The 25,176-nt window shown below is 62.4% G+C and carries 27 protein-coding genes, 1 pseudogene and 1 riboswitch; of the genes and pseudogenes, 16 read left to right on the plus strand and 12 right to left on the minus strand.

Annotated elements, in window-relative coordinates; genetic code table 11:
* Positions 1-16: 16 nt before the first annotated feature.
* Both ACGYLO_RS10090 and fabB read right to left on the minus strand, forming a co-directional pair.
* Positions 17-808, minus strand: a complete 792-nt coding sequence (locus tag ACGYLO_RS10090; RefSeq protein ID WP_271689425.1) for an enoyl-ACP reductase — start codon at positions 806-808, stop codon at positions 17-19.
* Between the two features lie 9 nt (positions 809-817).
* Positions 818-2,047, minus strand: coding sequence for a beta-ketoacyl-ACP synthase I (fabB, locus tag ACGYLO_RS10095; protein ID WP_067261394.1), 1,230 nt, complete (start codon positions 2,045-2,047; stop codon positions 818-820).
* A 163-nt stretch (positions 2,048-2,210) separates the two neighbouring features.
* Here fabB and ACGYLO_RS10100 point away from each other — a divergent pair, with 163 nt between their 5' ends.
* Both ACGYLO_RS10100 and ACGYLO_RS10105 read left to right on the plus strand, forming a co-directional pair.
* Complete coding sequence (locus ACGYLO_RS10100; protein WP_271689426.1) at positions 2,211-3,590, plus strand: NAD-dependent succinate-semialdehyde dehydrogenase; 1,380 nt, start codon at positions 2,211-2,213, stop codon at positions 3,588-3,590.
* 65 nt (positions 3,591-3,655) lie between these two features.
* The gene (locus ACGYLO_RS10105) at positions 3,656-4,258 is read left to right on the plus strand and encodes an SDR family oxidoreductase (RefSeq protein ID WP_271689427.1); all 603 of its coding nucleotides are present in this window, start codon (positions 3,656-3,658) and stop codon (positions 4,256-4,258) included.
* Between the two features lie 59 nt (positions 4,259-4,317).
* Here ACGYLO_RS10105 and fabA read toward each other — a convergent pair whose 3' ends face one another.
* A complete protein-coding gene (gene fabA / locus ACGYLO_RS10110) occupies positions 4,318-4,827 on the minus strand; it encodes a bifunctional 3-hydroxydecanoyl-ACP dehydratase/trans-2-decenoyl-ACP isomerase (RefSeq protein ID WP_067261401.1) in 510 nt (169 codons plus the stop codon).
* Positions 4,828-4,990: 163 nt separating this feature from the next.
* Between fabA and irrA the strand changes: the two genes are divergently transcribed.
* On the plus strand, positions 4,991-5,410 hold the full coding sequence (irrA, locus tag ACGYLO_RS10115) for an iron response transcriptional regulator IrrA (protein WP_067261468.1): 420 nt from the start codon (positions 4,991-4,993) through the stop codon (positions 5,408-5,410).
* A gap of 31 nt (positions 5,411-5,441) precedes the next feature.
* Here irrA and ACGYLO_RS10120 read toward each other — a convergent pair whose 3' ends face one another.
* The 4 genes from ACGYLO_RS10120 to ACGYLO_RS10135 form a co-directional block, all read right to left on the minus strand.
* Complete coding sequence (locus tag ACGYLO_RS10120) at positions 5,442-6,059, minus strand: class I SAM-dependent methyltransferase (RefSeq protein WP_271689428.1); 618 nt, start codon at positions 6,057-6,059, stop codon at positions 5,442-5,444.
* Position 6,060: 1 nt separating this feature from the next.
* Entirely contained in the window at positions 6,061-6,840 is a 780-nt protein-coding gene (gene pssA / locus ACGYLO_RS10125; RefSeq protein WP_067261404.1) for a CDP-diacylglycerol--serine O-phosphatidyltransferase, read from the minus strand.
* Positions 6,841-6,850: 10 nt separating this feature from the next.
* Positions 6,851-7,543: a phosphatidylserine decarboxylase gene (locus ACGYLO_RS10130; RefSeq protein WP_209217358.1), complete on the minus strand. Its 693-nt coding sequence runs from the start codon at positions 7,541-7,543 to the stop codon at positions 6,851-6,853.
* A gap of 323 nt (positions 7,544-7,866) precedes the next feature.
* Positions 7,867-8,736 (minus strand): hypothetical protein, encoded by an 870-nt coding sequence (locus tag ACGYLO_RS10135; protein WP_271689429.1) that lies wholly within the window; start codon positions 8,734-8,736, stop codon positions 7,867-7,869.
* A gap of 122 nt (positions 8,737-8,858) precedes the next feature.
* Between ACGYLO_RS10135 and miaB the strand changes: the two genes are divergently transcribed.
* Positions 8,859-10,163 carry a tRNA (N6-isopentenyl adenosine(37)-C2)-methylthiotransferase MiaB gene (miaB, locus tag ACGYLO_RS10140; RefSeq protein WP_271689430.1) on the plus strand — a complete coding sequence of 435 codons (1,305 nt, stop codon included), beginning with the start codon at positions 8,859-8,861 and terminating at the stop codon, positions 10,161-10,163.
* 55 nt (positions 10,164-10,218) lie between these two features.
* Here the strand turns inward: miaB and ACGYLO_RS10145 are convergent, their stop codons facing one another.
* Entirely contained in the window at positions 10,219-10,563 is a 345-nt protein-coding gene (locus tag ACGYLO_RS10145; RefSeq protein ID WP_209217356.1) for a hypothetical protein, read from the minus strand.
* Positions 10,564-11,020: 457 nt separating this feature from the next.
* Here ACGYLO_RS10145 and ACGYLO_RS10150 point away from each other — a divergent pair, with 457 nt between their 5' ends.
* From ACGYLO_RS10150 to metK, 7 genes are all read left to right on the plus strand, one after another.
* Positions 11,021-11,563, plus strand: coding sequence for an OmpA family protein (locus ACGYLO_RS10150; RefSeq protein ID WP_394374346.1), 543 nt, complete (start codon positions 11,021-11,023; stop codon positions 11,561-11,563).
* A gap of 13 nt (positions 11,564-11,576) precedes the next feature.
* The gene (locus ACGYLO_RS10155; protein WP_197470808.1) at positions 11,577-11,900 is read left to right on the plus strand and encodes a hypothetical protein; all 324 of its coding nucleotides are present in this window, start codon (positions 11,577-11,579) and stop codon (positions 11,898-11,900) included.
* A gap of 147 nt (positions 11,901-12,047) precedes the next feature.
* Entirely contained in the window at positions 12,048-13,031 is a 984-nt protein-coding gene (locus tag ACGYLO_RS10160; protein ID WP_271689935.1) for a PhoH family protein, read from the plus strand.
* Positions 13,006-13,551: an rRNA maturation RNase YbeY gene (gene ybeY, locus ACGYLO_RS10165; protein ID WP_271689432.1), complete on the plus strand. Its 546-nt coding sequence runs from the start codon at positions 13,006-13,008 to the stop codon at positions 13,549-13,551. Before ACGYLO_RS10160 ends, ybeY begins: the two co-directional genes overlap by 26 nt.
* A 27-nt stretch (positions 13,552-13,578) precedes the next feature.
* Positions 13,579-14,481: a hemolysin family protein gene (locus tag ACGYLO_RS10170; RefSeq protein ID WP_067261410.1), complete on the plus strand. Its 903-nt coding sequence runs from the start codon at positions 13,579-13,581 to the stop codon at positions 14,479-14,481.
* The gene (lnt, locus tag ACGYLO_RS10175; RefSeq protein WP_271689433.1) at positions 14,478-15,971 is read left to right on the plus strand and encodes an apolipoprotein N-acyltransferase; all 1,494 of its coding nucleotides are present in this window, start codon (positions 14,478-14,480) and stop codon (positions 15,969-15,971) included. The genes ACGYLO_RS10170 and lnt overlap by 4 nt, the downstream gene beginning before the upstream one ends.
* Before the next feature lie 31 nt (positions 15,972-16,002).
* A riboswitch (SAM-SAH riboswitch) is annotated at positions 16,003-16,051 on the plus strand.
* 4 nt (positions 16,052-16,055) lie between these two features.
* Positions 16,056-17,237, plus strand: a complete 1,182-nt coding sequence (gene metK / locus ACGYLO_RS10180; protein ID WP_271691856.1) for a methionine adenosyltransferase — start codon at positions 16,056-16,058, stop codon at positions 17,235-17,237.
* A gap of 46 nt (positions 17,238-17,283) precedes the next feature.
* Here the strand turns inward: metK and ACGYLO_RS10185 are convergent, their stop codons facing one another.
* The 4 genes from ACGYLO_RS10185 to ACGYLO_RS10200 form a co-directional block, all read right to left on the minus strand.
* Positions 17,284-17,910 (minus strand): d(CMP) kinase, encoded by a 627-nt coding sequence (locus ACGYLO_RS10185; RefSeq protein ID WP_271689435.1) that lies wholly within the window; start codon positions 17,908-17,910, stop codon positions 17,284-17,286.
* Complete coding sequence (locus tag ACGYLO_RS10190; RefSeq protein WP_271689436.1) at positions 17,907-18,410, minus strand: hypothetical protein; 504 nt, start codon at positions 18,408-18,410, stop codon at positions 17,907-17,909. The genes ACGYLO_RS10185 and ACGYLO_RS10190 overlap by 4 nt, the downstream gene beginning before the upstream one ends.
* The gene (gene aroA / locus ACGYLO_RS10195; protein ID WP_271689437.1) at positions 18,407-19,759 is read right to left on the minus strand and encodes a 3-phosphoshikimate 1-carboxyvinyltransferase; all 1,353 of its coding nucleotides are present in this window, start codon (positions 19,757-19,759) and stop codon (positions 18,407-18,409) included. Before aroA ends, ACGYLO_RS10190 begins: the two co-directional genes overlap by 4 nt.
* A gap of 106 nt (positions 19,760-19,865) precedes the next feature.
* Positions 19,866-20,567, minus strand: coding sequence for a tRNA (guanosine(46)-N(7))-methyltransferase TrmB (locus ACGYLO_RS10200; RefSeq protein WP_271689438.1), 702 nt, complete (start codon positions 20,565-20,567; stop codon positions 19,866-19,868).
* Between the two features lie 130 nt (positions 20,568-20,697).
* Between ACGYLO_RS10200 and ACGYLO_RS10205 the strand changes: the two genes are divergently transcribed.
* From ACGYLO_RS10205 to ACGYLO_RS10225, 5 genes and pseudogenes are all read left to right on the plus strand, one after another.
* Positions 20,698-21,489 carry a response regulator gene (locus ACGYLO_RS10205; RefSeq protein WP_271689439.1) on the plus strand — a complete coding sequence of 264 codons (792 nt, stop codon included), beginning with the start codon at positions 20,698-20,700 and terminating at the stop codon, positions 21,487-21,489.
* 357 nt (positions 21,490-21,846) lie between these two features.
* Positions 21,847-23,541, plus strand: a pseudogene (gene rpsA, locus ACGYLO_RS10210) (30S ribosomal protein S1); the annotation flags it as partial.
* A gap of 284 nt (positions 23,542-23,825) precedes the next feature.
* Positions 23,826-24,110 carry an integration host factor subunit beta gene (gene ihfB, locus ACGYLO_RS10215; protein WP_067261426.1) on the plus strand — a complete coding sequence of 95 codons (285 nt, stop codon included), beginning with the start codon at positions 23,826-23,828 and terminating at the stop codon, positions 24,108-24,110.
* On the plus strand, positions 24,110-24,460 hold the full coding sequence (locus tag ACGYLO_RS10220; protein ID WP_067261428.1) for a lipopolysaccharide assembly protein LapA domain-containing protein: 351 nt from the start codon (positions 24,110-24,112) through the stop codon (positions 24,458-24,460). The genes ihfB and ACGYLO_RS10220 overlap by 1 nt, the downstream gene beginning before the upstream one ends.
* A gap of 9 nt (positions 24,461-24,469) precedes the next feature.
* On the plus strand, positions 24,470-25,117 hold the full coding sequence (locus ACGYLO_RS10225) for a phosphoribosylanthranilate isomerase (protein ID WP_271689440.1): 648 nt from the start codon (positions 24,470-24,472) through the stop codon (positions 25,115-25,117).
* Positions 25,118-25,176: the final 59 nt, after the last annotated feature.

Raw genomic sequence — 25,176 nt, forward strand, 5'->3', positions numbered from 1 at the left:
CCAGTCGAAGCCCGTCTTAAAGATGCTCCGCCTGCGGCATCCCCAGCACGTGGAATCCGCCATCCACACGGATAATCTCGCCCGTCGTACAGGCACCTGCGTCGGACGCGAGATACACCGCCGTGCCGCCCACAGCCTCGAGCGTCGCGTTGGACCGCAGCGGCGCGTTCTGATCCGTGTGCTTGTAGGTCTTGCGCGCGCCGCCGATGGCAGCCCCCGCCAGCGTCTTCATCGGCCCCGGCGAGATCGCGTTCACCCGGATGCCTTCCGGCCCCAGATCATTCGCCAGATAGCGCGTCGCACTTTCAAGCGCCGCCTTGGCCACGCCCATCACGTTGTAATTCGGGGTCACCCGGTTCGAGCCCATGTAGGTCAGGGTCATCAGCGTGCCGCCGTTCTCCTTCATCAGCGGATGCGCGCGGCGCGCCACGTCGATGAAGGAATAGGCCGAGATATCCATCGAGTTCTTGAAGTTCGCCCGGCTGGTGTTCAGAAACCGCCCCGTCAGTTCGGATTTGTCCGAAAAGGCAATGGCATGGACGACGAAGTCGATGGTTGGCCAACGCGCGCCAAGCTCCTCGAAGGCGCGGTCGAGCGAGGCGTCGTCGGTCACATCGACATCGACCATGAAGTCGGAGCCGACGCTCTGCGCCAGCGGCTCCAGCCGCTTGCCAAAGGCTTCGCCCTGATAGGTGAAGGCCAGTTCCGCTCCGGCCTCGGCCATCGCCTTGGCGATGCCCCAAGCGATGGAGCGTTCATTGGCCACACCCATGACGAGGCCACGTTTTCCTGCAAGTAAACCAGACATGCCCAGCCCTCAGCCTTGGTACTTCGACAGGATCATCGACCCGTTTGTGCCGCCGAACCCGAAGGAGTTCGTCATCACCGAGTCGAGGCCCGCGTTGTCGACACGCTCCAGCGCGATCTCGGAGGGATCGAGCGCGGGGTCGAGGTTTTGCACGTTGATCGACTTGGCGATGAAATCGTTGTCGAGCATCAAGAGCGAGAAGATCGCCTCCAGCGCGCCGGCAGCGCCCTGCGCGTGGCCGGTCATCGACTTGGTGGAGCTGACGGGCGGGGTGTTGCCCTGACCGAAGACACGGCGCACCGCTTCGATCTCGCCCACGTCGCCCACCGGGGTCGAGGTGCCATGGGCGTTGATGTAGCCCACCTTGCGGCCCTCGGGCAGGGTCTCCAGCGCCAGACGCATGGCGCGCTCGCCGCCCTCGCCCGAAGGGGCCACCATGTCATGCCCGTCGCTGGTGGCGGCATAGCCGGTCACCTCGGCGTAGATTTTCGCACCGCGCGCCAGCGCGTGGTCGAGGTCTTCCAGCACCAGCATGCCGCCGCCGCCGGAGATCACGAAACCGTCGCGGTCCGCGTCGAAGGCGCGGCTCGCTGTCTCGGGCGCGTCGTTGTATTTTGACGACATCGCGCCCATCGCGTCGAAGAGGCAGCTGAGCGTCCAATCCAACTCCTCGCCGCCGCCGGCGAACATCACGTCCTGCTTGCCCAGCATGATTTGCTCGGCCGCGTTGCCGATGCAATGCAGCGAGGTGGAGCAGGCGGAGGTGATGGAATAGTTGATGCCCTTGATCTTGAAGGCGGTCGAGAGGTTCGCGCTGACGGTCGAAGACATGCACTTGGGCACGGCGAAGGGCCCGATGCGCTTGGTCGCCCCGGTGTCCTTCACGATGTTATGCGCGGCGAACATGGCGGAGGTCGACGGCCCGCCCGAGCCTGCCACCAGACCGGTGCGCGGGTTGCTGATCTGCGCCTCGTCGAGCCCCGCGTCCTTGATCGCCTGATCCATGGCGACATAGGCATAGCCCGCGCCCGGCCCCATGAAACGCAAGGTCCGCTTGTCGATGTGATCGGCGAGGTTGATCTTGAGTGTCCCGGCGACGCGGCTGCGGAACCCGTGTTCGGCCATCTCCGGGCTGGCTTCGATCCCGGAGGTGCCGTTTTTCAGTGCTTCGAGCACTTCTTCGGCGTTGTTTCCGATGGATGAGACAATCCCCAACCCTGTGACGACGACGCGGCGCATGCGCAGCACTCCTTTGTTTTGGCAGCCCCGGTGTATGCCAGCACGCCCATACGGCGCAAGCGGTTTGCCGATCCTCTGCGCGCGAAGGTCGCGGTCAAGGTTCTGTGATGGAACGGGGCGGTGGCAGGCGGTGTTGGCTTTGCGAGACATAAAGGAGATTAGAATGCCCAAGATCAATACGGTAAATCCCGCCACCGAAGAGGTGCTCGACACCTATGACGTGATGTCCGAAACCGAAGCGACCCAAGCGGTCGAGGCCACGCATGAGGCGTTCAAGGAATGGCGCAAGCTGACCCATGCCGAACGCGCGCCCTATCTAAAAAAGATCGCCGAGAAGCTGCGCGAGAATAAGGAAAGCCTGTCGGAACTGATGACCCGCGAGGTCGGCAAGCTCTACAAAGACGGGCTGACCGAGGTCGAACTCTGCGCGCAGATCTTTGAATATACCGCCGAGAACGGCCCCGACATGCTGAAGGACGAAGAGCGCAAACACGCGGGCGGCAAGAAGCGCGGTGTGGTGACCTATCAGCCCATCGGCGTGATCTATCAGATCCAGCCGTGGAACTTCCCCCTCTACCAACCCGTGCGCGTGCTGGCCGCGAACCTGATGACCGGCAACGGCTGCGTCCTGAAACACGCGGAAATCTGCACCGGCAGCGGCTTGCGTCTGAAAGAGATCTGCGAAGAAGCGGGCCTGCCCAAAGACCTGTTCAACGTTATCATCATTGACCACGATACCTCCGACAAGCTGATCGGCCATAAGCTGGTGCGCGGCGTGACCATGACCGGCTCTGACAGCGCGGGCAGCCATATCGGGTCCGAGGCTGCGAAACATCTGAAGAAGTCCGTGCTCGAACTGGGCTCGAACGACGCCTATCTCGTGCTCGACGACGCCGATATCGAAACGGCGGTGAAATTCTCGACCATGGGACGGCTTTATAACAACGGCCAGACCTGCGTCTCGGCCAAGCGTTTCATCGTGACCGAGAAGAATTACGACGCTTTCGTGAGTGCCTATGTCGATGCGATGAAGGCGATCCCGATGGGCGATCCGATGGACGAAGACACCAAACTCGGGCCGCTGTCGAGCCAAGAGCAGTTCGAATCCGTCCGCGATCAGGTGAAAGAGAGTGTTGAGAAGGGCGCCGAGGTGCTTTGCGGTGGCGAAGTGCCCGACCGCACAGGTGCCTATTATCCCGCAACCGTACTGGCCGAGGTCAAGCCGGGCATGCCAGCCTATGACGATGAAATCTTCGGACCCGTCGCCTCGGTTATCCGGGCGAAGGATGACGAAGACGCGATGCGCATTGCCAATGACAGCCGCTATGGTCTGGGCGGCGGCATCTTCTGCACGGATGAAGAGCACGCCCTGCGCCTTGCGCGGGATGAGTTCGACACCGGCATGGTGCGGATCAACAACTTTGGCGCCGCCGATCCGAATATGCCCTTCGGCGGGGTAAAGAATTCCGGCTACGGGCGCGAACACGGCGGCTTTGGCATGAAAGAGTTCGTCAACGCCAAGTCGATTTTCCTGCCGTCGTAACCGGAAAAGGCGGGCGGCGCGAGGCGCCGCTCGCCCGTATCAAACTAAATTCCGAGAGGTTCCATATGACCATGAAAATACTTGTCGCCGGTGCGACCGGCAAAACCGGGCGTCTGCTCGTCAGTGAATTGAAAGACCGCGGGGCCGAGCCCATCGCACTGGTGCGCGACGGCTCCGATACCTCTGTTCTGCCCGAGGGCACCGAAGAGCGGAAAGGCAATCTGACCAACCTGCAAACGGGTGTATGCGACGGTGTAGACGCCGTTGTTTTTGCCGCCGGATCAGGCGGCAGCACCGGGCCGGAGATGACCGAAAAGGTTGACCGCGAAGGCGCGCAGCGTCTGGTCGATCTGGCCCGCGAGGCTAAGGTCGACCGCTTCGTGATGCTGAGTTCGGTGGGCGCCGATAACCCGCCTGAGGATCATGAGATGACACATTACCTCAAGGCGAAACAGGCGGCGGATGAACATCTACAGGCCTCTGGCTTGACCCATTCGATCCTGCGGCCCGTGGCGCTGACCGATGACCCCAAGACCAATGCGGTCAATCTGGGCGAGGGGGTCGATCAAAAGGGCGAGGCGCATCGTGCCGATGTGGCAGCCGTGCTGGCCGAGGCCGCGGTTACCGGGCGCCATGACGGTAAGGTGCAGGAAATGCAGACGCTTTGAGCGACAATGCAAAAGGGGGCCGCGCGGCCCCCTTTTCATATCCGTAAAGTCGCAGCGCTTCAGCTCTCGCTAAGGGCGACTTTCATGTCTTTCACTTGATAGATCACCTCGCCATCGGCTTCGACGATGCCGTCGGCCACGCCCATGGTCAGGCGGCGGGTTTGGATCGCCTTAGTGAAATCAATCTTATAAGTCAGCATCTTGCGGTCCGGGCGCACCATCCCGGTGAGCTTCACCTCGCCTACCCCAAGCGCATAGCCGCGCCCCTGCCAGCCGCGCCAGCCGAGGTTGAAGCCCGTGAGCTGCCACAGACCGTCAAGGCCAAGGCAGCCGGGCATGATCGGATTGCCGGGGAAGTGGCATTCAAAGAACCACAGGTCCGGGGTGATATCGAACTCGGCGGTGATATGGCCCTTGCCATGGGCGCCGCCATCGGCCGAGACATCGGTGATCCGGTCCATCATGAGCATCGGCGGGGCGGGAAGCTGTGCGTTGCCGGGGCCGAAAAGCTCACCGCGGGCGCATTTCAGCAGATCTTCCTTGTCGAAACTCGTGGGGTAGTCGGCCATCCTGCGGCTCTCCTGCTGCTCTGTTATAACATCCGGCCCCGTTTAGCACCCCGCCGCCGCGTGCCGCAAGGGCGCGGCAGGGACGCTGCGACGATTGGTGCAAGGTTTTCAATTGAAAACCGGGGATTTCCTCCTTTATATGACCCTGAAAGGCAGGGAACTGATGTCCGCAGAGGTACAAGAGGTCGGAACGCGCTGGTTGGCTCAGGCCGGGCTGCGCCCCACGCGCCAACGTGTCACGCTGGCGAGCCTTCTGGTGGGCGATGGGCAAGACCGCCACGTCACCGCCGAAAGCCTGTTTGAGGCTGCGAAGGGGCAGGGCGAGGCTGTTTCGCTGGCCACGGTCTACAACACACTGCGGGCGTTCTGCGATGCCGGGCTGTTGCAGGAGGTGACCGTGGATGGCTCGAAAAGCTATTTCGACACCAACACCCACGATCACCCACATTTCTTTTGGGAAGACGACAGCAAGCTGACCGATGCGCCCTCGGAAGAGTTGGTGATCGCGCAGCTTCCCGATGCCCCCGAGGGGGCCGAGATTGCCTCGGTCGATGTGGTGATCCGGCTGCGCCGGAAGACCTGAACCGGCGGGGCAACCCCCGCCGCCTGCGTGATCAGCCGCGTTTTCGCAGTACCAGAAAGGTCATCATGCCCATGGGCGGCAGCGCGCGTTCGTCTTCGACTTCCAGCGCATCTTGTTGCAACACGGTTTCCATCTCGAAATCCGAATGCCAGCCGAGCGTATTCGCAAAGGGGGCCGAGACTTTTTCCAGGAAGCCCAGCACGCCCGTGGTGCGCATGAAATGGTTGGCGATGACCACCTGACCGCCGGGTTTAAGTACGCGGGCGATTTCCTCCATCACGCGCTCAGGCTCGGGCACCACGGAGAGCACATGCATCGCAGCAATCGTGTCGAAACTGGCATCGGGGAAGTCGAGGTCGCGCGCGTCCATCTGGCGCAGGTCAGCTACATGTTGCAGCCCTTCGCGGGTGACGCGCTGGCGGGCCTTGGCGAGCATCTCGTCGCTGAAATCAATGCCTGTGACGGAGAGGTGTGGCGCGTAGTGGGGCAGGGACAGGCCGGTGCCGACACCCACTTCGAGGACAGAGCCGCTGCCCTTGTTGATATGGGCCACGACATGACGGCGACCGCCACTGGTCAACGCGCCGAAGGTCTTGTCGTAGATCGGTGCCCAACGGGCATAGGATGTCTCGACCGCCTTGATGTCCATTTCAATTCCTTTTGGTTAAACTCGTTTTCCGTGCTCTCAAAAGCCCCCAGATCACCATGCCGATATAGGCCAAGCAGAGCACGACGAGCGTGGTCCAAGCGTAGGTGGCCAAGGCGGCGGCGAAAATTGCCACGCCCACCAGCAGGTATTTCACATGACGTCGGGAGACTTTGGTGGTTTTGAAAGACCATGTGGGGATGCGGCTGATCATCAGAAAACCGATCAGCACCATATGCAGGCAGATCATCCAATCCGGCAGGATCGGCCGGTTGTGAAAGGCAAAGGACAGCGTCATCGGCAAGAGCACCAGCAGCGCGCCCGCGGGCGAGGGGATGCCGGTGAAGAAGGAGCCGGATTCGCCCACCGCATCGCCATTCTTGGCCTTGGCGGCTTCGGCCTTGTCGTTGACGTTGAATCGCGCGAGCCGCACCACGCAGCAGACCGCGTAGACGAGCACGGAAATCCACGCCGCGCTGCGCATGTCTTGCAGCGCCCAGAAATAGAGGATCAGCGGCGGGGCCACGCCGAAGTTCAGGAAATCGGCCAGCGAGTCCAATTCCGCCCCCATCGGGCTGGAAGACCGCAAAAGCCGCGCAAGCCGCCCGTCCAACCCATCCAGCACGCAGGCCAGAAGGATCAGTTGCACCGCCAGCACATAGTTGCCCTGCACCCCAAAGCGGATCGCCGAAAGCCCTGCGCAAATCGCGGTGATCGTCAGCGCATTGGGCAGAAGCTGGATCAGCGCAAGGTCCGCGCCGGTCTTTTCAGAAGGGGGGCGCATGGGGTCTTTCCTAAAGCGGGGCGGTCTCTATGACCGGCTGTTTCAACTCGGCCAGCACGGTTTCCCCGGCGACCATGGTCTGCCCGATGCGCACCATCGGGTCGACGCCTTCGGGCAGGTAAACATCTAGCCGGGAGCCAAAGCGGATCAAGCCGAAGCGTTCGCCGGTCTCAAGCCCGTCGCCGGATTTCACGAAGCAGACGATGCGCCGCGCCACGAGGCCTGCGATCTGCACCACGGCGATGTCGCGCCCGTCGTCCATGCGGATGCACAGGCTGTTGCGCTCATTGTCGGCGCTGGCCTTGTCGAGCGAGGCGTTGAAGAACTTGCCCGGACGGTAGGCCACGGCCTGCACCTTGCCCGCGACGGGGGCGCGGTTGATGTGGCAGTTAAAGACGCTCATGAAGACGCTGACCCGGGTCAGCGGCACATCCGGCATCCCCAGCTCGGCGGGCGGCACCGCAGGCTCGATGAGTGAGACGATGCCGTCGGCGGGGCTGACGATCAGGTCGGGCCGGTCGGGGGTGACACGCTCGGGGTCGCGGAAGAAGTAGTAGCACCAGATCGTCAGGCCCACGCCGATCCAGCCGAGGACTTCTTCGATGGCGAAGAGCACCAGCGTGACAGCGGCGAAGATCGCCACGAATTTGATGCCCTCGCGGTGCATCGGTTTGATGAATGTGTCGAGCAAGTTGACGGCCATCGGACCCTCCCGTTCAGGCTGTCTTCCGTCATAGGTGCATGGCGGGTGAGTGCAAGGAGGTTTTAGGCGGGCGCAGGTTTTGGGCGGTTGCGGGCTGAGTGTAGCGGATACCGGCGGCGTCTTGTCCGGGCATCGAAAAGGTTAGCCGCCATGTGCTGAGGGTGTCGCCCTCCCTGGGGGGGCGATGAGCGGTCGCGTGGTTTGGGACGGTCATTCTGGACCGTGGCTGGCCCGTCTGCCGAAACGTTGCAAGATCGCCCTCCGGGGGGAGGGAGGGCGATGCCCGTGGTTCCCACGGGCGGGACAGTTGAGAGGAGAGCCTGTCAAAACCACTGCCCCGGCTCTATCAAGCCCAGATCCATCAACTGCCGGGAATGCCACTCGAACGGCTCGGAGTTGTGCCACTGGAATGTAGCGATGTCATAGCGGCTGCCGGGATTGCGCTTCAGCGCCTTGGCCGTGCGGAACGAGCAGATCGCCGCCGTGACGTTGTGGTGCCATTCGCAAGCGTAGGTGTTGTATTCCTCGTCGTTGAACCTGTGGTCGCCGCGCAGCTTCAGCCCCGGTTTGGCGCGAAACAGCGGAATACGGTCGATCTTGCGGCTTTGCGGCGGCACATGTTCCTCGAACCGCCAGCGCAGCCCGCCAAAGAAATCAAGCTGCCGTTCCTTGGGATGCCCCTGCCGGGCCGCATCCTTGCGCGCCAGCGCGTAATAGCCCGAGCGGTCCAAATGCGCCTGCTCGAGTGAAACGGCATTGGGGTGTTCCTTGAGGTCCAGCGCATAGAGGTCCACCACATAGGCCAGCATGGAATCGCGCCGCTCTTCGCTGTGAAAGGCCAGCAATTCCTTGACGTTACGTGTCTCGCTGAAGGGGTGGAACAGGTATTCGGCGTTGTAGCAGTAATAAAGCCATTGCCCCGGCACCGCCGCGATCATGCGGTTCACGGCCCGCTCCAGCGCGGCTTCGGCGGTGGTGTCATAATCGACCCGCAGCACGCTTTCCTCTAGGTCGCGGGGCAGGTCGAAACCGGAGGGCATCAGCGCCACGACGCTGTCGAACCCCACCTGCTGGTGGTGGCGCAGGGTGGTGTCGACCTCAATCTCATCCTCGACCAAGATCATGGCGATGGGGCCTGTGTTCAGCGCCGTGCGGGCCTCTTTTATAAGCTGGTCGAGATCGCGATACCGCATAGGCCCCCGCTGGAATTTGCCGCCGGTAAAGTCGGCCAATTCCGGGTGCATTGCAAGACGCGGCCACCGCTGTTAGACGACGCCATCTGCCCGAAATCCGTCAAAACCCTTGGATGCCCGCCATGACCCAACCGAAAAAGCTGTTCATCAAGACCTATGGTTGCCAGATGAACGTCTATGACAGCGAACGCATGGCCGAGAGCCTTGGCGGGCAGGGCTATGTCACCACCGACCGCGCCGATGACGCGGATATGATCCTGCTCAACACCTGCCACATTCGCGAGAAGGCGGCGGAGAAGGTCTATTCCGAACTGGGCCGTCTGAAACCGCTGAAAGACGCGCGGCCCGATCTGAAGATCGGCGTGGCGGGCTGCGTGGCCCAAGCCGAGGGCGAAGAGATCATGCGCCGCCAGCCCGCCGTCGATCTGGTGGTCGGCCCGCAAAGCTACCACCGTCTGCCGGAGATGGAAGCGAAGGTGCAGGGCGGGCAAAGCGCGCTCGACACCGATTTCCCGGCAGAAGACAAATTCGACCACCTCAAGGGCCGCCCCAAGGCGAAACGCGCCCCCGCGGCTTTCCTGACCGTGCAAGAGGGCTGCGACAAGTTCTGCGCCTTCTGCGTGGTGCCCTATACCCGCGGCGCCGAAGTCTCCCGCCCCGCCGAGAAGGTGCTGGACGAGGCCCGCGATCTGGTTGAGCGCGGCGTGCGCGAGGTCACCTTGCTGGGGCAGAACGTCAACGCCTACCACGGCGGCATGACGCTGGCCGGGTTGATCCGCGCACTGGCCGAGATCGACGGGTTGGAGCGTATCCGCTACACCACCAGCCACCCCAACGACATGGGCGACGATCTGATCGCGGCCCATGGCGAGGTGCCCGAACTGATGCCCTATCTGCATCTGCCGGTGCAGTCGGGCAGCGACCATATCCTGAAACGGATGAACCGCAGCCACACCGCCGAAAGCTACCTCAAGCTGCTTGAGCGCATCCGCGAAGCGCGGCCCGACATCGTGCTGTCAGGTGATTTCATCGTCGGCTTCCCGGAAGAAACCGAGGCGGATTTCGAGGCCACGATGGAGCTCGTCCGGCAGGTGCGCTACGGCTATGCCTATTCGTTCAAATACTCCACCCGCCCCGGCACGCCGGCCGCCGAACGCCCGCTGGTCGATCCAGCCATGGCCGACGACCGTTTGCAGCGTCTGCAAGGGCTGATCACCCAGCACCAGCAGGAAATCCAGCAGTCGATGGTGGGGCGCGAAGTCTCGGTTCTGGTTGAGAAGAAGGGCCGTCTACCCGGTCAGATGCTGGGCAAGTCGGAGTATCTGCATGCGGTGCATATCGAAGATAGCACGGCACAGATCGGTGATATCCAGCGCGTGCGGGTGACCGAGGCCAAGACGAACTCTCTGGCCGCCGTTCTGGTCTGATCCGCAGCCCCAAGGGGGCTGCAACGGGTGCGCGTCGCCGCGCACCCTTGGCTTGTCAGTAGTTGTGTTTGCGGTGTGACGCGGCATCCGCAAAGATCCGCTTCATCGTCGCTTTCAGCCCCTCAGGGTTGCCGACGAGTGTGTGATCCCGGCAGACCCGTTCTGCCACGGCATGGGCGGTGGCAAAGTCATAGCCCACGGCCACGAGGCTATCCACGAAGACCGAGTTTGGCCGGTCCCAGATCACGTCGTTCCACGGGCCGCGGTAGCAGCTGACGTGGATCACATTGCCCGTGGGATGGGCCACACCTTGGTTGTGATAGGCGTATTTCACGCCCCCCGCGAAAGCGGGCAGCGCAAGCAGGCCGGTGACGGCGGTGGCGAGTAGCGTTTTCATCATAAGTTGGTCCCCCAGTTTTCATTGCAGCAATCAAGATCGGCAAAGCCGCGCGAAGTCCCACCCTCGCGATCCGATGGAAAGAGGTTTAGGTCTAAAGGTGCGATTTTCAAGAAAATTCAATGGCAGGGGCTGGTGTTTGCGAACAATCCCAAGGGCTTGCGCGGGATTGTCGCCAAGCCGTCGTCAATAGCCTGTTTTCGGCGGATCGGGGCAGGGTGAAATGGCCGCGCTCCGAAGCCGTTTTGCCGCTACCCCGCGGTGGATTCGTTGTAAGCCGCCAAGGTTCGGCCACAAAATGTTGATTTCACAGCTTCACAGCGAGACCGTTTTTACCTAACCTGACCCTATACTCAAAAGGCGCGGGTCCGGGGAGGGGTCGCATTTGCCAAAGATAAGAACCAGAAATTAGAATAGGACAAACGCTGTGGGACCCACTATTTCCAAAGCACTGCGCGCCATGGCCAGCCTGACGATGGCAGCGGCGCTGATCGTGGCCAGCACCTCGGTCGATGCGCAGACACCCTCGCAACAGGGCCGCGACAAGGGCGTTTACACGCCGACCATCTGGGTCGACCCGGATGGCTGTGAGCACTGGGTTATGGATGACGGGGCAGAGGGCTATATGACCCCCCATGTCACCCGGCAGGGCATTCCGGTTTGCCGCCGTGGCGATGTCTGCGGTGTGATGGAGGCGGATCAGTTCTTTGCCACCGACAAATACAGCATCTCGCCGCAAGGCCGGGCGCGGCTGGCGAACTTCTTCCAATCGACTGGGGCGGTATCCTACATCATCACCGGCCATACCGACAGCCGCGCGTCGGACGCCTATAACATGCGCCTGTCCTACAACCGGGCCAATGCCGTGGCGCGCATCGCCAATCAAGTGGGTGCCAAGATCGCCGATGTGCGGGGCTATGGCGAACGGATGCCCGCCGTGCCGAACAATTCCGCTGCGAACATGGCCAAGAACCGCCGTGTCGAAATCATCTGCATTCGCTGAAGGGACCGTAAAAGTGATTAAGACAAAACTTCTCATGGTCACAGCCTGTGCCGTCGGCCTTTCGGCCTGTACCGATTACGAAGGCGGTCTGGGCCGGGGCTACCCTTCGGACAAGACCTTTGACCGGGGCATCGACAAAAAGCACCTGAGCAACCTTCAGGCGGGCATCTGGGTCGATCCGAACGGTTGCGACCACTGGATCATCGACGACGGGGTCGAGGGCTATCTCTCGGCACGGCTCGATAAATTCGGGAAGCCGGTCTGCTCGGGCGTGGCGCCACCGACACATACCGCAGGCCACTTCAAAGGTGGCTCCAACATCAAAGACCCGAATTGACCTTGGCGGGCCATATCACAGACCCCGGGCCGGAGCGCGTTGCGCTTCGGCCCTTTTTGTCGCGACGGGTTGGTAAATCGATCCGGTCTGACTATTTCAACATTTAGTGCTTCACAAAGGATACGCGCATTGCCTTCAACTGATCTGATGACACCGGAAACCGCGGCCGAACGGGTGGTGGAATTTCCCGATAACCGCCTTTTGATCGACCTCTGCGGCGCCTATGACGCGCATCTGGCGGCCATCGAGAAATCGCTTGAGGTGCAGATCATCCGGCGCGGCAATCACCTGCAAATTCTGGGCGAGGCTGTTGAGAAGGCCGAGAGTCTGCTTAACGCGCTCTACGTCCGGCTGGAAAGTGGCCGCGCGGTTGAGCCTGCGGATGTGGACGGTCTGCTGCGCATGGGCAACTCCGGCGCGGGCACCGGCGTGCGTCAGGGTGACCAGCTTGAAATGCCGATCTCGGATGCGATCGAAATCCAGACCCGCAAGAAACGGGTTGAGCCGCGCACCGATGCGCAGAAAGCCTATGTGCAATCGCTCTTCGACAACGAGCTGGCCTTTGGCATCGGCCCTGCGGGCACCGGCAAGACCTATCTGGCTGTCGCCGTGGGCGTGTCGATGTTCATCGGCGGCCATGTGGACCGGATCATCCTCAGCCGCCCCGCGGTCGAGGCGGGCGAGAAGCTGGGCTATCTGCCGGGCGACATGAAGGACAAGGTCGACCCCTATATGCAGCCGCTCTACGACGCGCTGAACGACTTTTTGCCGAGCAAGCAACTGGCCAAACTGCTAGAGGAAAAGCGCATTGAGATCGCGCCGTTGGCCTTCATGCGGGGGCGAACGCTGTCCAACGCTTTCGTGGTGCTGGACGAGGCGCAGAACGCCACTTCGATGCAGATGAAGATGTTCCTGACCCGGCTGGGGCAGAACTCGCGCATGGTGATCACCGGCGACCGCACCCAGATCGACCTGCCGCGCGGGGTGCAGTCGGGGCTTCAGGATGCGGAGCGCTTGCTCAAGCAAATCCCCAGCATCAGCTTCAACTACTTCTCGTCCAAAGACGTGGTGCGCCATCCGCTGGTCGCCGCGATTATCGAAGCATATGAGGCCGATAGCGGTGCCGCTTGACGTTATGCTGGAAGATTTCGACATCGTGATCGAAGACGACCGCTGGGCGGCGGTCGACCTTGAGGCGCGCGCCCATGCCGCGGCGCGGGCTACCTTGGGCCATCTCGGCCTTGATGCCGAAGCCGCTGAGATGACCCTGCTGGCCTGCGACGACAGCCGCATCGCCGCGCTGAACGAAGATTTTCGCGGCAAAGCGCGGGCGACCAATGTGCTAAGCTGGCCTGCCGAGGAACGCGGGGCGGTCACCCCGGGCGGCGATCCGCTGCCTGTCGCCCCCGGCATTGACGGGATGCTCGAACTGGGCGACATCGCCTTGGCTTTCGAGACCTGCGCCGCCGAAGCCGCGGCAGCGGAGAAGCCATTAGATGCCCATGTGACCCATTTAATCGTGCACGGGCTGTTGCATCTTTTGGGCTATGACCATGAAAATGACCCCGACGCGACGTTGATGGAGGGGTTGGAGCGCGAAATACTTGGCAAAATGGGTTATGATGACCCATATAAGGAAAATGGGCCTTGAGGGGCTTTGTAACACAGACGGGACCCAATGGGCGATACAGACGGATCATCTGACGCGGCGCAGAGCGCGCTGACAGATGAAGACAGACATGAGCAGCCGGATGATGGCGCGATGCGCACCGGTAATTTCTTTTCTCGGGTGTTCGAGGCGCTAAGCCCATCGGACAGTGAGGACGACACGCCAGAGACCTCGGCAGAGGCTGAGCGGCCCACGGGCCACGGCATGATGAACCTGCGCCGGATGCGGGTCGATGACGTGGCGATCCCAAAGGCGGATATCACCGCCGTGCCGGTCAGTGCCACGCTGGATGAGCTGGTCTCGGTCTTCAAGGAAAGCGGCATGACCCGCCTGCCGGTCTACGATGGCACGCTCGATACGCCCGTGGGCATGGTCCACCTCAAAGACCTTGCGCTAAACCACGGTTTCAATGGCAAAAACACCAAGTTTGATCTGCGCACCCTGCTGCGGCCCTTGGTCTATGTGCCGCCGTCGATGACCATCGGCGTGCTGCTGACCAAGATGCAGGCCGAGCGGCGGCATATGGCACTGGTGATCGACGAATATGGCGGTGTCGACGGGCTGGTGACCATCGAAGATCTGATCGAACAGGTCATAGGTGAGATCGAAGACGAACATGACGTCGACGAGGGCACCTATTGGACGGTCGAAAAGCCCGGCACTTATCTCGCGCTCGCCAAGACCCCGCTGGGGGATTTTGAGGCTGAGATTGGCCATTCCCTGACCGACCATGAAACCGTCGACGAAGAAGAGATCGACACGCTTGGCGGCTTGGTCTTCATGCTGTCGGGCCGCGTGCCTGCGCGGGGCGAGGTGGTCTTGCACCCCGACGGGCCGGAGTTCGAGGTGATCGACGCCGATCCGCGCCGTATCAAACGGTTGCGGGTCCGCACCCAAGGGGCCGGGGGATGAGGCAACGGCTGGCGATGCGGGGCCGGTTGCTGCTGGCCCCCCTCGCCGGGGCCATCGCAGCCTTCGGGCAAGCGCCTTATGAACTGCCTATTTTGCTCTTTGCCGGGCTGGTAGCCGCGTTCTGGCTGTTTCGCGCGCAGGCGGGCGGGCCGGCGCGGGCGGCGCTTTTGGGCTGGGGCTTTGGCTTCGGCTACTTCCTACATGCGCTGCAGTGGATCGTCTCGCCCTTCATGGTCGATGTGGCGCGGCATGGGTGGATGGCACCTTTCGCGCTGATCCTGCTGGCCGCTGGCATGGCGCTGTTCTGGGGGGTGGCTTTTGGCCTCGCCCGCTGGATCGCGCCGAAGCGTGGGCTGGCGCTGACTTGGGCGGCGGTGGAACTGCTGCGCGCCTATATTTTCACCGGCTTTCCATGGGCCATGCCTGCGCAGGCGCTCGTCGGTGTGATGTCCGGGCAGGGGCTTGCTTGGGTCGGCCCCTATGCGCTGAACCTCTGGCTTTTCGCCATCGCCGCGATCTTGCTGCTGCGCGGCCCTTTGAGCCTGCGGTTGGGGCAGGGGGCGTTGGCCTTGTCGACGGTGCTGCTGTTGCTGCTGCCCCCGCAAGCGCCGCCTGCGGTGCTGACCGAGAACGTGGTCCGTTTGGTGCAGCCCAATGCCGCGCAACGCGATAAGTGGAACCCCGATACCTTTGAATTCTATTTCTCCCGCCAGCTCGACTACACTGCCGCTGCGCCGCAAGACGAAGGCGCCGCCCCCGATCTGGTGATCTGGCCCGAGACCGCGATCCCATGGTCGTTGGACATGGCGGGCAGCGCCTTGGATGAGATCGGCGCAGCCTCGGACGTGCCGGTGGTGCTTGGCGTGCAGCGCCGGTCGAACATGCGCTATTACAACTCGCTTGTTGTGTTGGACGAAGGCGGCGCGGTCGATCAGCTTTATGACAAACATCACCTCGTGCCTTTTGGCGAATACATGCCCTTGGGGGATCTGATGGCGCGTTTCGGGATCCACGGCCTCGCCGCGCAGGAGGGGAACGGCTTTTCCAGCGGGCCGGGGGCGCAGGTTTTGGATCTGGGGCCGCTCGGCGCCGCATTGCCGTTGATTTGCTACGAGGCCGTCTTTGCCCATGATGTGAACGCCGCGCCAGCGCGGCCCGCATTCCTGATGCAGGTCACCAATGACGCATGGTTCGGCAAGGCCGCAGGCCCGCGTCAGCATCTGGTCCAAGCGCGGATGCGCGCGATTGAGCAGGGGCTGCCCATGGCCCGGGCGGCCAATACTGGCATCTCGGCGATGATCGACCCGCAGGGGCGGGTGATCGCTTCGCTGCCGCTCAATTCCGCGGGCTTCATCGACGCGCCGCTGCCTGCGCCATTGGCACCAACGCTCTACAGTCGCAGCGGTGATTTGCCTTTGATCCTGCTTCTGACCCTCTGCCTTGCCGGGCTTGCCGTGGCCCGCCGTCGCAGCCCGGGGAATGCCGATTGACCATCCACCAGCGGTTGTCTAAGCCGTTGGGAGAGCACCACAACGGCTTCCTGACGTGGTGCGTAATTTTTATTGGAGCACTACATGTCCCGTCAGAACTATACTTTCACTTCGGAATCCGTTTCCGAGGGGCACCCGGATAAGGTCTGCGACCGGATTTCCGATGCCATCCTCGACGCTTTCATCAGCGAGGAACCCGAAGCGCGGGTCGCCGCCGAAACCTTTGCCACCACCAACCGCGTCGTGATCGGGGGCGAGGTCGGGTTGGCCAACAAGACCAAACTGGACGAGTACCTAGCGGGTGTCGAGGACATCGCCCGCGCCTGCATCAAGGACATCGGTTACGAGCAGGATGAGTTCCACCACGCGACATGTGAGATCACCAATCTGCTGCACCCGCAGTCGGCGCATATCGCCCAAGGCGTCGATGCCGCCGATGGCAAGGAAGAGGGCGCAGGCGATCAGGGCATCATGTTCGGTTTCGCCACCGATGAGACGCCCGAGTTGATGCCCGCGCCGATCCACTACGCCCATGCGATCCTGCGCCGTCTGGCCGAGGTGCGCAAAGACGGGACCGAGCCGACCCTGCGGCCCGATGCGAAAAGCCAACTCTCGGTGCGTTACGAGAACGGCAAACCGGTGGGCGTAAGCTCCATCGTGCTGTCGACCCAGCATGAGAGCGAAAGCCAGACCAGCGCCGATATCCGCGAAATCGTGGAGCCCTATATCCGCGAGGTGCTGCCCGAGGGGTGGATCGACGCCGACACCGTTTGGCATGTGAACCCCACCGGCGTTTTCGTGATCGGCGGGCCGGATGGCGACGCGGGCCTCACGGGCCGAAAGATCATCGTCGACACCTATGGCGGGGCCGCTCCGCATGGCGGCGGTGCGTTCTCGGGCAAAGACCCGACCAAGGTTGACCGTTCGGCGGCCTATGTGGCACGCTATCTGGCGAAAAACGTCGTGGCGGCAGGGCTGGCGAACAAATGCACCATCCAGCTGAGCTATGCGATTGGCGTGAGCGAGCCGCTGTCGATCTATTGCGACACCCATGGCACCGGTGACGTGCATGACGCCGCGATCGAAAAAGCGATCCGCCAGATCATCGACCTGACCCCGCGCGGCATTCGTGAGCATCTGCAGTTGAACAAGCCGATCTACCAGCGCACGGCGGCCTATGGCCACTTTGGCCGCGCGCCCGACGCGGATGGCGGTTTCAGCTGGGAGCGCCGTGATCTTGTCGATCAGTTGAAAGCGGCTGTGTAAGTATTGAGGGGGTGGGCGACAGCGCCCCCCCTTTTCGCGGCGGGGGTCAGCCCCGTTTCGCCTCGACCAAGGCCACGGCGGCGGCCACCGCATCTTCAATCGCCATTTCCGTCGTGTCGATCTGCTTGGCATCCTCGGCAGGTTTCAGCGGTGCTTGGTCCCGGCTCATGTCGCGCAGGTCGCGCTGGCGCACGTCTTCCAACACATCTTCATAGCTGGTCTCGATCCCTTTGCCCGACAGTTCGGCGAAACGGCGCTGTGCGCGCACTTCGGGGCTGGCGGTGATGAAGAGTTTGACCGGCGCGTCGGGGCAGATCACCGTGCCGATGTCGCGCCCGTCGAGCACCGCGCCGCCCGCGCGGGTGGCAAAGCTGCGCTGGAACCGCACAAGGGCGGCACGCACCGCGGGGATCACCGCCACTTTGCTGGCCTCTTGGGCAACCTCGGGGCTGCGCAGAGTAGGGTCTTCCAGATCGACGGGGGCGAGGGTCTGGGCCGCTTCTTCCGGGTCCATCCCGGTGAGGGTCTTGGCCGCGACCGCGCGGTACAAAAGCCCGGTGTCGAGATGCGCAAAACCAAAATGCGCCGCCACCGCCTTGGCCACGGTGCCTTTGCCCGCCGCGGCGGGGCCGTCGATGGCAACGGTGATGCCGTTGGTTTTGTTATCCGTCATCGCAAATTCCTTTTGTTCCGGGCCCGCAGGCCAAGCAGCAGGGCCGCCGTGAAGCAGCCCGCCAGTATCACCCATTTCGCCTTTGTGAACAGGCTCGCCGTAGCGACGGCCTGCGCGGTGATCCGGTCCGGCCCCAATTCGACCAGCCGCCCGATCAGCATGTTTTCGGTGTAATCCGCCCCCAGATACAGCGCCACGGCCAGCGTCAGCCCCAAGCGCAGCCCGCCCACCGACCAGCGCCGGAACCACAGCAGGAGGGCCAGTGCCAAGAGGGCGGGAAAGGCGGTGTCGGCCAGCCGGAACTGGCCCAGATACAGCGCCGTCTGCTCGGGGCTGAGTGCTGACAGATAGGCGCGCGCCCCGGGCAGATCATAGCCCAGAAGCCGCCCGTCCAAGACGCCGATGCCCGCCGCGCGCAGATGTGTCTCGGCAAAGCCCGCAAGGGCTGCAAAGGCCAGTGCAGCGCAAAGGCTGAGCCAGATCAGCCGGTCGCCTGTCACGCAGGCAACCGTTCGACCTGCGCACCCAAGGAGGCCATCAGCGGCTCGAAGATCGGGAAGGAGGTGGCGATGGGTCCGCCGTCATCCACCTGTACCGGCTGTTGCGCGACCATGCCAAGGATCAGGAACGACATGGCGATACGGTGGTCGAGATGGCTCTGACAGGTTGCACCGCCGGGGATATTGCCGTGGCCCAGACCTTTGACGGTCCACCAATCCGGCCCGTCTTCGACCGCGACCCCATTGGCGCGCAGCCCGCTGGCCATGGCCTCAATCCGGTCGCTTTCCTTGACGCGCAGTTCCTTGACGCCGCGCATCACGGTCTCGCCCGTCGCACAGGCTGCCACGACCGAGAGCACTGGGTATTCGTCGATCATGCTCGCCGCGCGTTCGGCGGGGACTTCGATGCCCTTGAGGTTGGGCGAGAATTTCGCGCGTAGATCGGCCACAGGCTCGCCGCCTTCGGTGCGTTCGTTTTCATAGGTCAGGTCCGCGCCCATCTCGCGCAGGGTGGTGAACAGCCCCGCTCGCGTGGGGTTCAACCCGATGCCGGGCACCAGCACGTCCGATCCGGGGACGATCAGCGCCGCGCAGACAGGAAAGGCGGCGGAGGAGGGGTCGCGCGGCACGTCGATATGCTGCGGCTTCAACTCGGGCTGGCCGGTCAGGGTGATGACGCGGCCCTCGTCGGTCTCTTCAACCGTGATCTCGGCGCCAAAGCCCGCCAGCATCCGCTCGGTATGGTCGCGGGTGGCCTCGGCCTCGATCACCACGGTTTTGCCGGGGGCATTCAGCCCGGCCAGCAGCACTGCGGATTTGACCTGCGCCGAAGGCACAGGCACGGTGTAGCGCACTGGCACAGGCTCGGCCGCGCCGACCAGCGTCATCGGCAGGCGGCCCCCGGCGCGGCCCACGGTTTGCGTGCCGAACAGCGCCAGCGGGTCAGTCACCCGCGCCATCGGGCGGCTGTTGAGGCTGGCATCGCCCGTGAAGGTGACCGAGATCGGAGAGGTCGCCATCGCCCCCATCAACAGCCGCACGCCGGTGCCGGAATTGCCGCAGTCGATCACATTGTCCGGCTCGGCAAAGCCGCCGACACCCACCCCGTGCACGGAATAGGAGCCGCCGCCGTGGTCGACGACCTCGGCCCCGAAAGCGCGCATGGCTTTGGCGGTGTCGAGCACGTCTTGCCCCTCCAAAAGCCCGGTGATCGTGGTCTCGCCCACGGCCATGGCGCCAAGGATCAGGCTGCGGTGCGAGATCGACTTGTCGCCGGGCACTTCGGCGGTGCCGCTAAGCGGCCCGCAGGCGCGCGATGACATGGGAATGGGGCTGCCGTGACTGGACATGAGGTACCTCTGATCTGCTCAAGGTTCCTATTATCGCAGGCGGGCGGCAGCGTCCATCGCCACGCGTGCGATGGATTGGAAACGGGGTGGTATCAGGCGCAAATACTTAGCGTTTGCGGAAGGTCAGGTAATGCGGGGTGCGCCCTTCGCGCAGCGCCTTTTGCTCATAGCGGGTCGAAATCCAGTCATCCCAAGGCGCGCGCCAATCGTCAGGCCCTTCGGCCAGCCAATCAAACCCATGCTGCGGCACCTGTTCGAGCGTCTGGCGAACGTAGTCCTCGATATCCGTCGCCACGCGGAAGATCGCGCCGGGTTTCAACACGCGGGCCAGCGGCTCCAGATGCTCGGGCGTGACAAAACGGCGGCGGTGGTGGCGGGTTTTCGGCCAAGGATCGGGATAGAGCAGGAACGCCCGGTCGATGGAGGCTTCGGGCAACACGTCGAACATATCGCGCACGTCACCGGGGTGAATGGCAAGATTGTCCACGCCCGCGCGCCGGATTTTGCCCAGCAACATGGCGACGCCGTTGATGTAAGGCTCGCAGCCGATGATGCCTACATCGGGGTTCTGCCCGGCCTGATACACCAGATGCTCACCGCCGCCAAAGCCGATTTCCAGCCAGACCTTGCGCCCGCCAAACAGCGTATCAAGGTCAAGGGGCCTTCGGTCGGGATTGCTCTCCCAATCGACGGCCCCCGGCGACAATGCGTCGAGGTCTTCGTCGATATAGGTCTTTTGCGACTTCTTCAGCGCTTTGCCTTTGAGGCGGCCATAGAAGTTGCGGCGGGGGCGTGTTGTATCACTCATGGCGGCTCATGTAGCGGCCCCGCCGCGCCACCGCAACATTCCTCTGCAAGGCTGGCGGCGAATAGGGGCGGGTTAACCATTTGTTAGGCTCCGTGGGTCTAAATGCCGAGGCAAAGCAGGGGGACGGCTGATGAGCGTGGCAAGGCGCGGAAGCGGTGCAGGCGATAGGGCGAATGGCGCAGCTGAGCCTTTGGCGGCGGCGCGCATCCTGATCGTAGATGACCAGCGCTTTGACCGGATGCGGATCAAACGGCTCTGCGGCGGGCTGGACTTTCCTGTCTCTTTGACAGAGGCGGAGAGCCTCGCCGCCCTCGGCCAGCAGTTGGATGAGGGGGCGTTTGACCTGATCTTGCTGGACTACAACCTGCCCGACGGGGATGGCCTGCGCGGCTTGCAGATGATCCGCGCCCATCCACACAACGGCGGTGTGGCCACGGTGATGGTCACCGGGACGGAGCAGAGTGACGTCGCGATCGAAGCGCTGCGCGGCGGTTGTAGTGACTATATCGCCAAGGATGAGCTTTCGCAAAGCACACTCAGGCGTTCTGCCTTTCACGCGCTTCACAAGACCGCTCTGCAACTGAGCGTGGCCACGCAGGAGCAAAAACGGACTGAGCTGCAAAGCGTTCTACGGCGGTTCACCGAGGAATGCGCGCAGGATATCAAGCCGATGGTGAATGAAAGCATGCGCGCGCTATGCGCCTTGGACCGGTCGAACCCCGCCGCCGTGGCGGAGGCGTTAGGAAAGGTCGACTACACTTTCTTGCGTCTGTGGGAGTTCGTTGAGGATCTTGCCAGCTATCAGGGCAGTGACCTTGCCGAACGCGATCTTGCCGATCCGCCGAAACCCGCGCCGGGGCTGGGCGCGGGCTGGGGCGGGCGAGCGGCGGCTTACCGCGGCAGGGGCCGTGCAGATCGCTAGGAAAAGGTTGCAGCGCCGCGATGGCTCTGATGCATTGTGGTGCCCTCTATCCCCGGGCGCGCTACGGAACCCTCGCCCGGCAGAACCCCGCATATCCCCCGGCCAGCACGCCATAGCCCTTGCAGGAGCGCCAAAATTCGCCTATACGCGCCTTGTCTAAGGGGCGGTTACAGCTTCGGACGCGATATAGCGGGCAGGGTCGGTACTAACCGGCCCTCTTTTGTTTGCGTTCGGCTGCGGGTCAACCGCTGTGCTTTTATGTCGGAGCTTCTCTGACAAGATCGGCACGGTGCCACCACAACGACCAATTGCAACTCCAGACCGGCGGAGACAACCGCGCGGCCAGAAACATTTGATAAGGATACGAAAAGCTACATGACCAAAGCAATGGACGAATTCGAAGCGCTTCTTAACGAGAGCTTTGAAATGGACACGCCCCAAGAGGGCACAGTCGTCAAAGGCAAGGTGATCGCTGTCGAAGCGGGCCAAGCCATCATCGACGTCGGCTACAAAATGGAAGGCCGCGTTGAGCTGAAAGAATTTGCTGATCCCGGCGAATCCCCCAAAATCGAAGTTGGCGACGAAGTCGAAGTTTTCCTTCGCCAAGTCGAAAACGCGCGTGGCGAAGCCGTCATCAGCCGCGAAATGGCCCGCCGTGAGGAAGCCTGGGATCGTCTGGAAAAAGCCTATGCCGCAGAAGAGCGTGTCGAAGGCGCGATCTTTGGCCGTGTCAAAGGTGGCTTCACCGTCGACCTCGGCGGCGCAGTTGCATTCCTGCCCGGCTCCCAAGTCGACGTGCGCCCCGTACGCGACGCAGGCCCGCTCATGGGTCTCAAGCAGCCGTTCCAAATCCTCAAGATGGACCGCCGTCGTGGCAACATCGTTGTATCGCGCCGTGCGATCCTCGAAGAGTCCCGCGCCGAACAGCGTGCCGAAGTCATTGGCAACCTGACCGAAGGTCAGACCGTCGATGGTGTGGTCAAGAACATCACCGAATACGGTGCGTTTGTTGACCTTGGCGGTGTCGACGGCCTGCTGCACGTCACCGACATGGCATGGCGCCGCGTGAACCACCCGTCCGAAATCCTGTCGATTGGCGAGACCATCAAGGTTCAGGTCATCAAGATCAACAAAGAGACCCACCGCATTAGCCTCGGCATGAAGCAGCTGCAGGAAGATCCATGGGATTTGGTTGGCGCGAAATACCCGCTGGGTTCCGTGCACAGCGGCCGCGTGACCAACATCACCGACTACGGCGCATTTGTTGAGCTGGAGCCCGGCGTCGAAGGTCTGGTCCACGTCTCCGAGATGTCCTGGACCAAGAAGAACGTGCACCCCGGCAAGATCGTGTCCACAAGCCAAGAAGTCGAAGTCATGGTTCTGGAAATCGACAGCGCCAAGCGTCGCGTTTCCCTTGGTCTCAAGCAGACCATGCGCAACCCATGGGAAGTCTTTGCTGAGACCCACCCCGAGGGCACTGAAGTCGAAGGCGAAGTCAAGAACATCACCGAATTCGGTCTGTTCGTTGGCCTGCCCGGCGACATCGACGGCATGGTTCACCTCTCCGACCTCAGCTGGGACCAGCGCGGCGAAGAAGCGATCCAAGACTACCGCAAAGGTGACGTGGTTCAGGCCGTTGTCTCCGAAGTGGACGTTGAGAAAGAGCGCATCTCGCTCTCGATCAAGAACGTCGGCGGTGACAAGTTCGCCGAAGCCGTGGGCGGCGTGAAGCGCGGCTCGATCGTGACCGTGACCGTGACCTCCATCGAAGATGGCGGCATCGAAGTCGAATACGAAGGCATGAAGAGCTTCATCCGTCGTTCCGACCTCAGCCGCGACCGTGCCGAACAGCGCCCCGAGCGTTTCTCGGTCGGTGACAAGGTCGACGTGCGCATCACCAACGTTGATGCGAAAGCACACCGTCTGGGCGTTTCCATCAAGGCACGCGAGATCGCGGAAGAGAAAGAGGCGGTACAGCAGTACGGTTCCTCCGACTCCGGCGCGAGCTTGGGCGACATCCTTGGTGCGGCGCTGAAAGGCGACGACGAGTAAGCATATTCCACGTTGAAGATGTGATCTTAGCGAAGGCCCCGCATGGCCACATGTGGGGCCTTTTGCTGTTCAGGGGGCGGGGTCGAATCGCGAAGCGGGTTTTGACCCTTATGCCCAATCCCTACGCGCCGTGGCCTTCAGCGGCGGCAGGCGGCGGAAAAGGGCCGAAATAACAGAGGTTTCGCTGCGAAAAATCTATCGCGGCGTTGGTGGAACACCTTCCCGTGTGGGGCGTTATTTCCTATAGTCGGATAAGACATCAATAAATTCTCGGGGGACGTGCCATGATCCGGTCGGAACTGATCCAGAAGATCGCTGACGACAATCCGCATCTTTATCAACGTGATGTTGAGCGGATCGTAAACACGGTCTTTGATGAGATCACGGGCGCCATGGCGCGTGGGGACCGGGTTGAATTGCGCGGCTTCGGTGCTTTTTCCGTTAAAAAACGCGATGCCCGTGTGGGGCGCAACCCGCGCACCGGTGAGACGGTGAATGTCGAAGAAAAGCATGTACCCTTCTTCAAGACGGGCAAGCTCTTGCGTGACCGGCTGAACGGGAAAAGCTGATGCGTTACATTCGTTATGCCTGCATCGCGCTTTTCGCGATTGCGCTGGTTTCCGTTGCTCTGGCGAACCGGAATATCGTGACACTTCAAGTGCTTCCGACCGAGATTTCAGGTTGGTTTGCCGTGAACCCCTCTATCGAACTGCCGCTCTTTATCGTGATCCTTGGCGGGATCATCGTAGGGCTTTTGGTGGGCTTCGTTTGGGAATGGATCCGCGAACATGGCCACCGGGCCGAACTGGCGCGGCAGGCGCGTGAGCGTCGTCGGTTGGAGCGTGAGGTGATCCGCCTCAAGGAAGAGAAGCATCAGGGCAAGGATGAGGTGCTGGCGCTGCTCGACGAAGCAGGCTAAACCCCACCCATGCCTGAGAACGTTAACGTAAAAATCTGCGGTTTGACCGACCCTGCCGATGTGCCCGCCGCCCTTTTAGCGGGCGCACGCACCTTGGGGTTTGTCTTTTTCGAAAAATCCCCCCGCCATCTGTCGCTGGAGGCCGCGGCGCATATGACCGAGGCAGTGCCTGACGGCATTTGCAAGGTCGCGCTGACCGTCAATGCCGACGATGCGGCGCTAGATGCGTTGCTGGCTGCGGTGCCCTTTTTGGACATGCTACAACTGCACGGCAGCGAAAGCCCTGCGCGGGTGGCCGAGGTCAAGGCGCGCTATGGGCTGCCGGTGATGAAGGCCGTGGGCGTGGCGGATCGCGATGATTTGGCGCTGCTGAACGACTATGTCACAGTCGCGGATCAGCTTTTGGTTGATGCCAAGCCGCCCAAGGATGCGGTGCTGCCGGGGGGCAACGGTTTAGCCTTTGACTGGCGGCTGATCGCTGGGCGGCGCTGGCCCAAGCCTTGGATGCTCGCCGGGGGGCTGAACGCCGAGAATGTGGGGGAGGCGATTGCCCTCACCGGGGCGCGACAGGTTGATGTCTCTTCGGGGGTCGAGAGCGCGCCGGGGGTGAAGAATGCCGAGCGCATTCGCGCCTTCTGCGAAGCGGCGCTGAAGTAAACTCTTCTAGTTCAAAAAAAAGGCCCGGTGGCGATGCCCCGGGCCTTTGTCGTTCTGGT

It is taken from the genome of Sulfitobacter sp. 1A13353, from assembly GCF_043557255.1.
Taxonomy (GTDB): domain Bacteria; phylum Pseudomonadota; class Alphaproteobacteria; order Rhodobacterales; family Rhodobacteraceae; genus Sulfitobacter; species Sulfitobacter faviae.

What these genes read in the sequence shown, in the direction of transcription:
- ACGYLO_RS10090 (WP_271689425.1), bottom strand. Translation starts at nt 808, where the DNA reads ATGTCTGGTTTACTTGCAGGAAAACGTGGCCTCGTCATGGGTGTGGCC.
- fabB (WP_067261394.1), bottom strand. Translation starts at nt 2,047, where the DNA reads ATGCGCCGCGTCGTCGTCACAGGGTTGGGGATTGTCTCATCCATCGGA.
- ACGYLO_RS10100 (WP_271689426.1), top strand. Translation starts at nt 2,211, where the DNA reads ATGCCCAAGATCAATACGGTAAATCCCGCCACCGAAGAGGTGCTCGAC.
- ACGYLO_RS10105 (WP_271689427.1), top strand. Translation starts at nt 3,656, where the DNA reads ATGACCATGAAAATACTTGTCGCCGGTGCGACCGGCAAAACCGGGCGT.
- fabA (WP_067261401.1), bottom strand. Translation starts at nt 4,827, where the DNA reads ATGGCCGACTACCCCACGAGTTTCGACAAGGAAGATCTGCTGAAATGC.
- irrA (WP_067261468.1), top strand. Translation starts at nt 4,991, where the DNA reads ATGTCCGCAGAGGTACAAGAGGTCGGAACGCGCTGGTTGGCTCAGGCC.
- ACGYLO_RS10120 (WP_271689428.1), bottom strand. Translation starts at nt 6,059, where the DNA reads ATGGACATCAAGGCGGTCGAGACATCCTATGCCCGTTGGGCACCGATC.
- pssA (WP_067261404.1), bottom strand. Translation starts at nt 6,840, where the DNA reads ATGCGCCCCCCTTCTGAAAAGACCGGCGCGGACCTTGCGCTGATCCAG.
- ACGYLO_RS10130 (WP_209217358.1), bottom strand. Translation starts at nt 7,543, where the DNA reads ATGGCCGTCAACTTGCTCGACACATTCATCAAACCGATGCACCGCGAG.
- ACGYLO_RS10135 (WP_271689429.1), bottom strand. Translation starts at nt 8,736, where the DNA reads ATGCGGTATCGCGATCTCGACCAGCTTATAAAAGAGGCCCGCACGGCG.
- miaB (WP_271689430.1), top strand. Translation starts at nt 8,859, where the DNA reads ATGACCCAACCGAAAAAGCTGTTCATCAAGACCTATGGTTGCCAGATG.
- ACGYLO_RS10145 (WP_209217356.1), bottom strand. Translation starts at nt 10,563, where the DNA reads ATGATGAAAACGCTACTCGCCACCGCCGTCACCGGCCTGCTTGCGCTG.
- ACGYLO_RS10150 (WP_394374346.1), top strand. Translation starts at nt 11,021, where the DNA reads ATGGCCAGCCTGACGATGGCAGCGGCGCTGATCGTGGCCAGCACCTCG.
- ACGYLO_RS10160 (WP_271689935.1), top strand. Translation starts at nt 12,048, where the DNA reads ATGACACCGGAAACCGCGGCCGAACGGGTGGTGGAATTTCCCGATAAC.
- ybeY (WP_271689432.1), top strand. Translation starts at nt 13,006, where the DNA reads ATGAGGCCGATAGCGGTGCCGCTTGACGTTATGCTGGAAGATTTCGAC.
- ACGYLO_RS10170 (WP_067261410.1), top strand. Translation starts at nt 13,579, where the DNA reads ATGGGCGATACAGACGGATCATCTGACGCGGCGCAGAGCGCGCTGACA.
- lnt (WP_271689433.1), top strand. Translation starts at nt 14,478, where the DNA reads ATGAGGCAACGGCTGGCGATGCGGGGCCGGTTGCTGCTGGCCCCCCTC.
- metK (WP_271691856.1), top strand. Translation starts at nt 16,056, where the DNA reads ATGTCCCGTCAGAACTATACTTTCACTTCGGAATCCGTTTCCGAGGGG.
- ACGYLO_RS10185 (WP_271689435.1), bottom strand. Translation starts at nt 17,910, where the DNA reads ATGACGGATAACAAAACCAACGGCATCACCGTTGCCATCGACGGCCCC.
- aroA (WP_271689437.1), bottom strand. Translation starts at nt 19,759, where the DNA reads ATGTCCAGTCACGGCAGCCCCATTCCCATGTCATCGCGCGCCTGCGGG.
- ACGYLO_RS10200 (WP_271689438.1), bottom strand. Translation starts at nt 20,567, where the DNA reads ATGAGTGATACAACACGCCCCCGCCGCAACTTCTATGGCCGCCTCAAA.
- ACGYLO_RS10205 (WP_271689439.1), top strand. Translation starts at nt 20,698, where the DNA reads ATGAGCGTGGCAAGGCGCGGAAGCGGTGCAGGCGATAGGGCGAATGGC.
- ihfB (WP_067261426.1), top strand. Translation starts at nt 23,826, where the DNA reads ATGATCCGGTCGGAACTGATCCAGAAGATCGCTGACGACAATCCGCAT.
- ACGYLO_RS10220 (WP_067261428.1), top strand. Translation starts at nt 24,110, where the DNA reads ATGCGTTACATTCGTTATGCCTGCATCGCGCTTTTCGCGATTGCGCTG.
- ACGYLO_RS10225 (WP_271689440.1), top strand. Translation starts at nt 24,470, where the DNA reads ATGCCTGAGAACGTTAACGTAAAAATCTGCGGTTTGACCGACCCTGCC.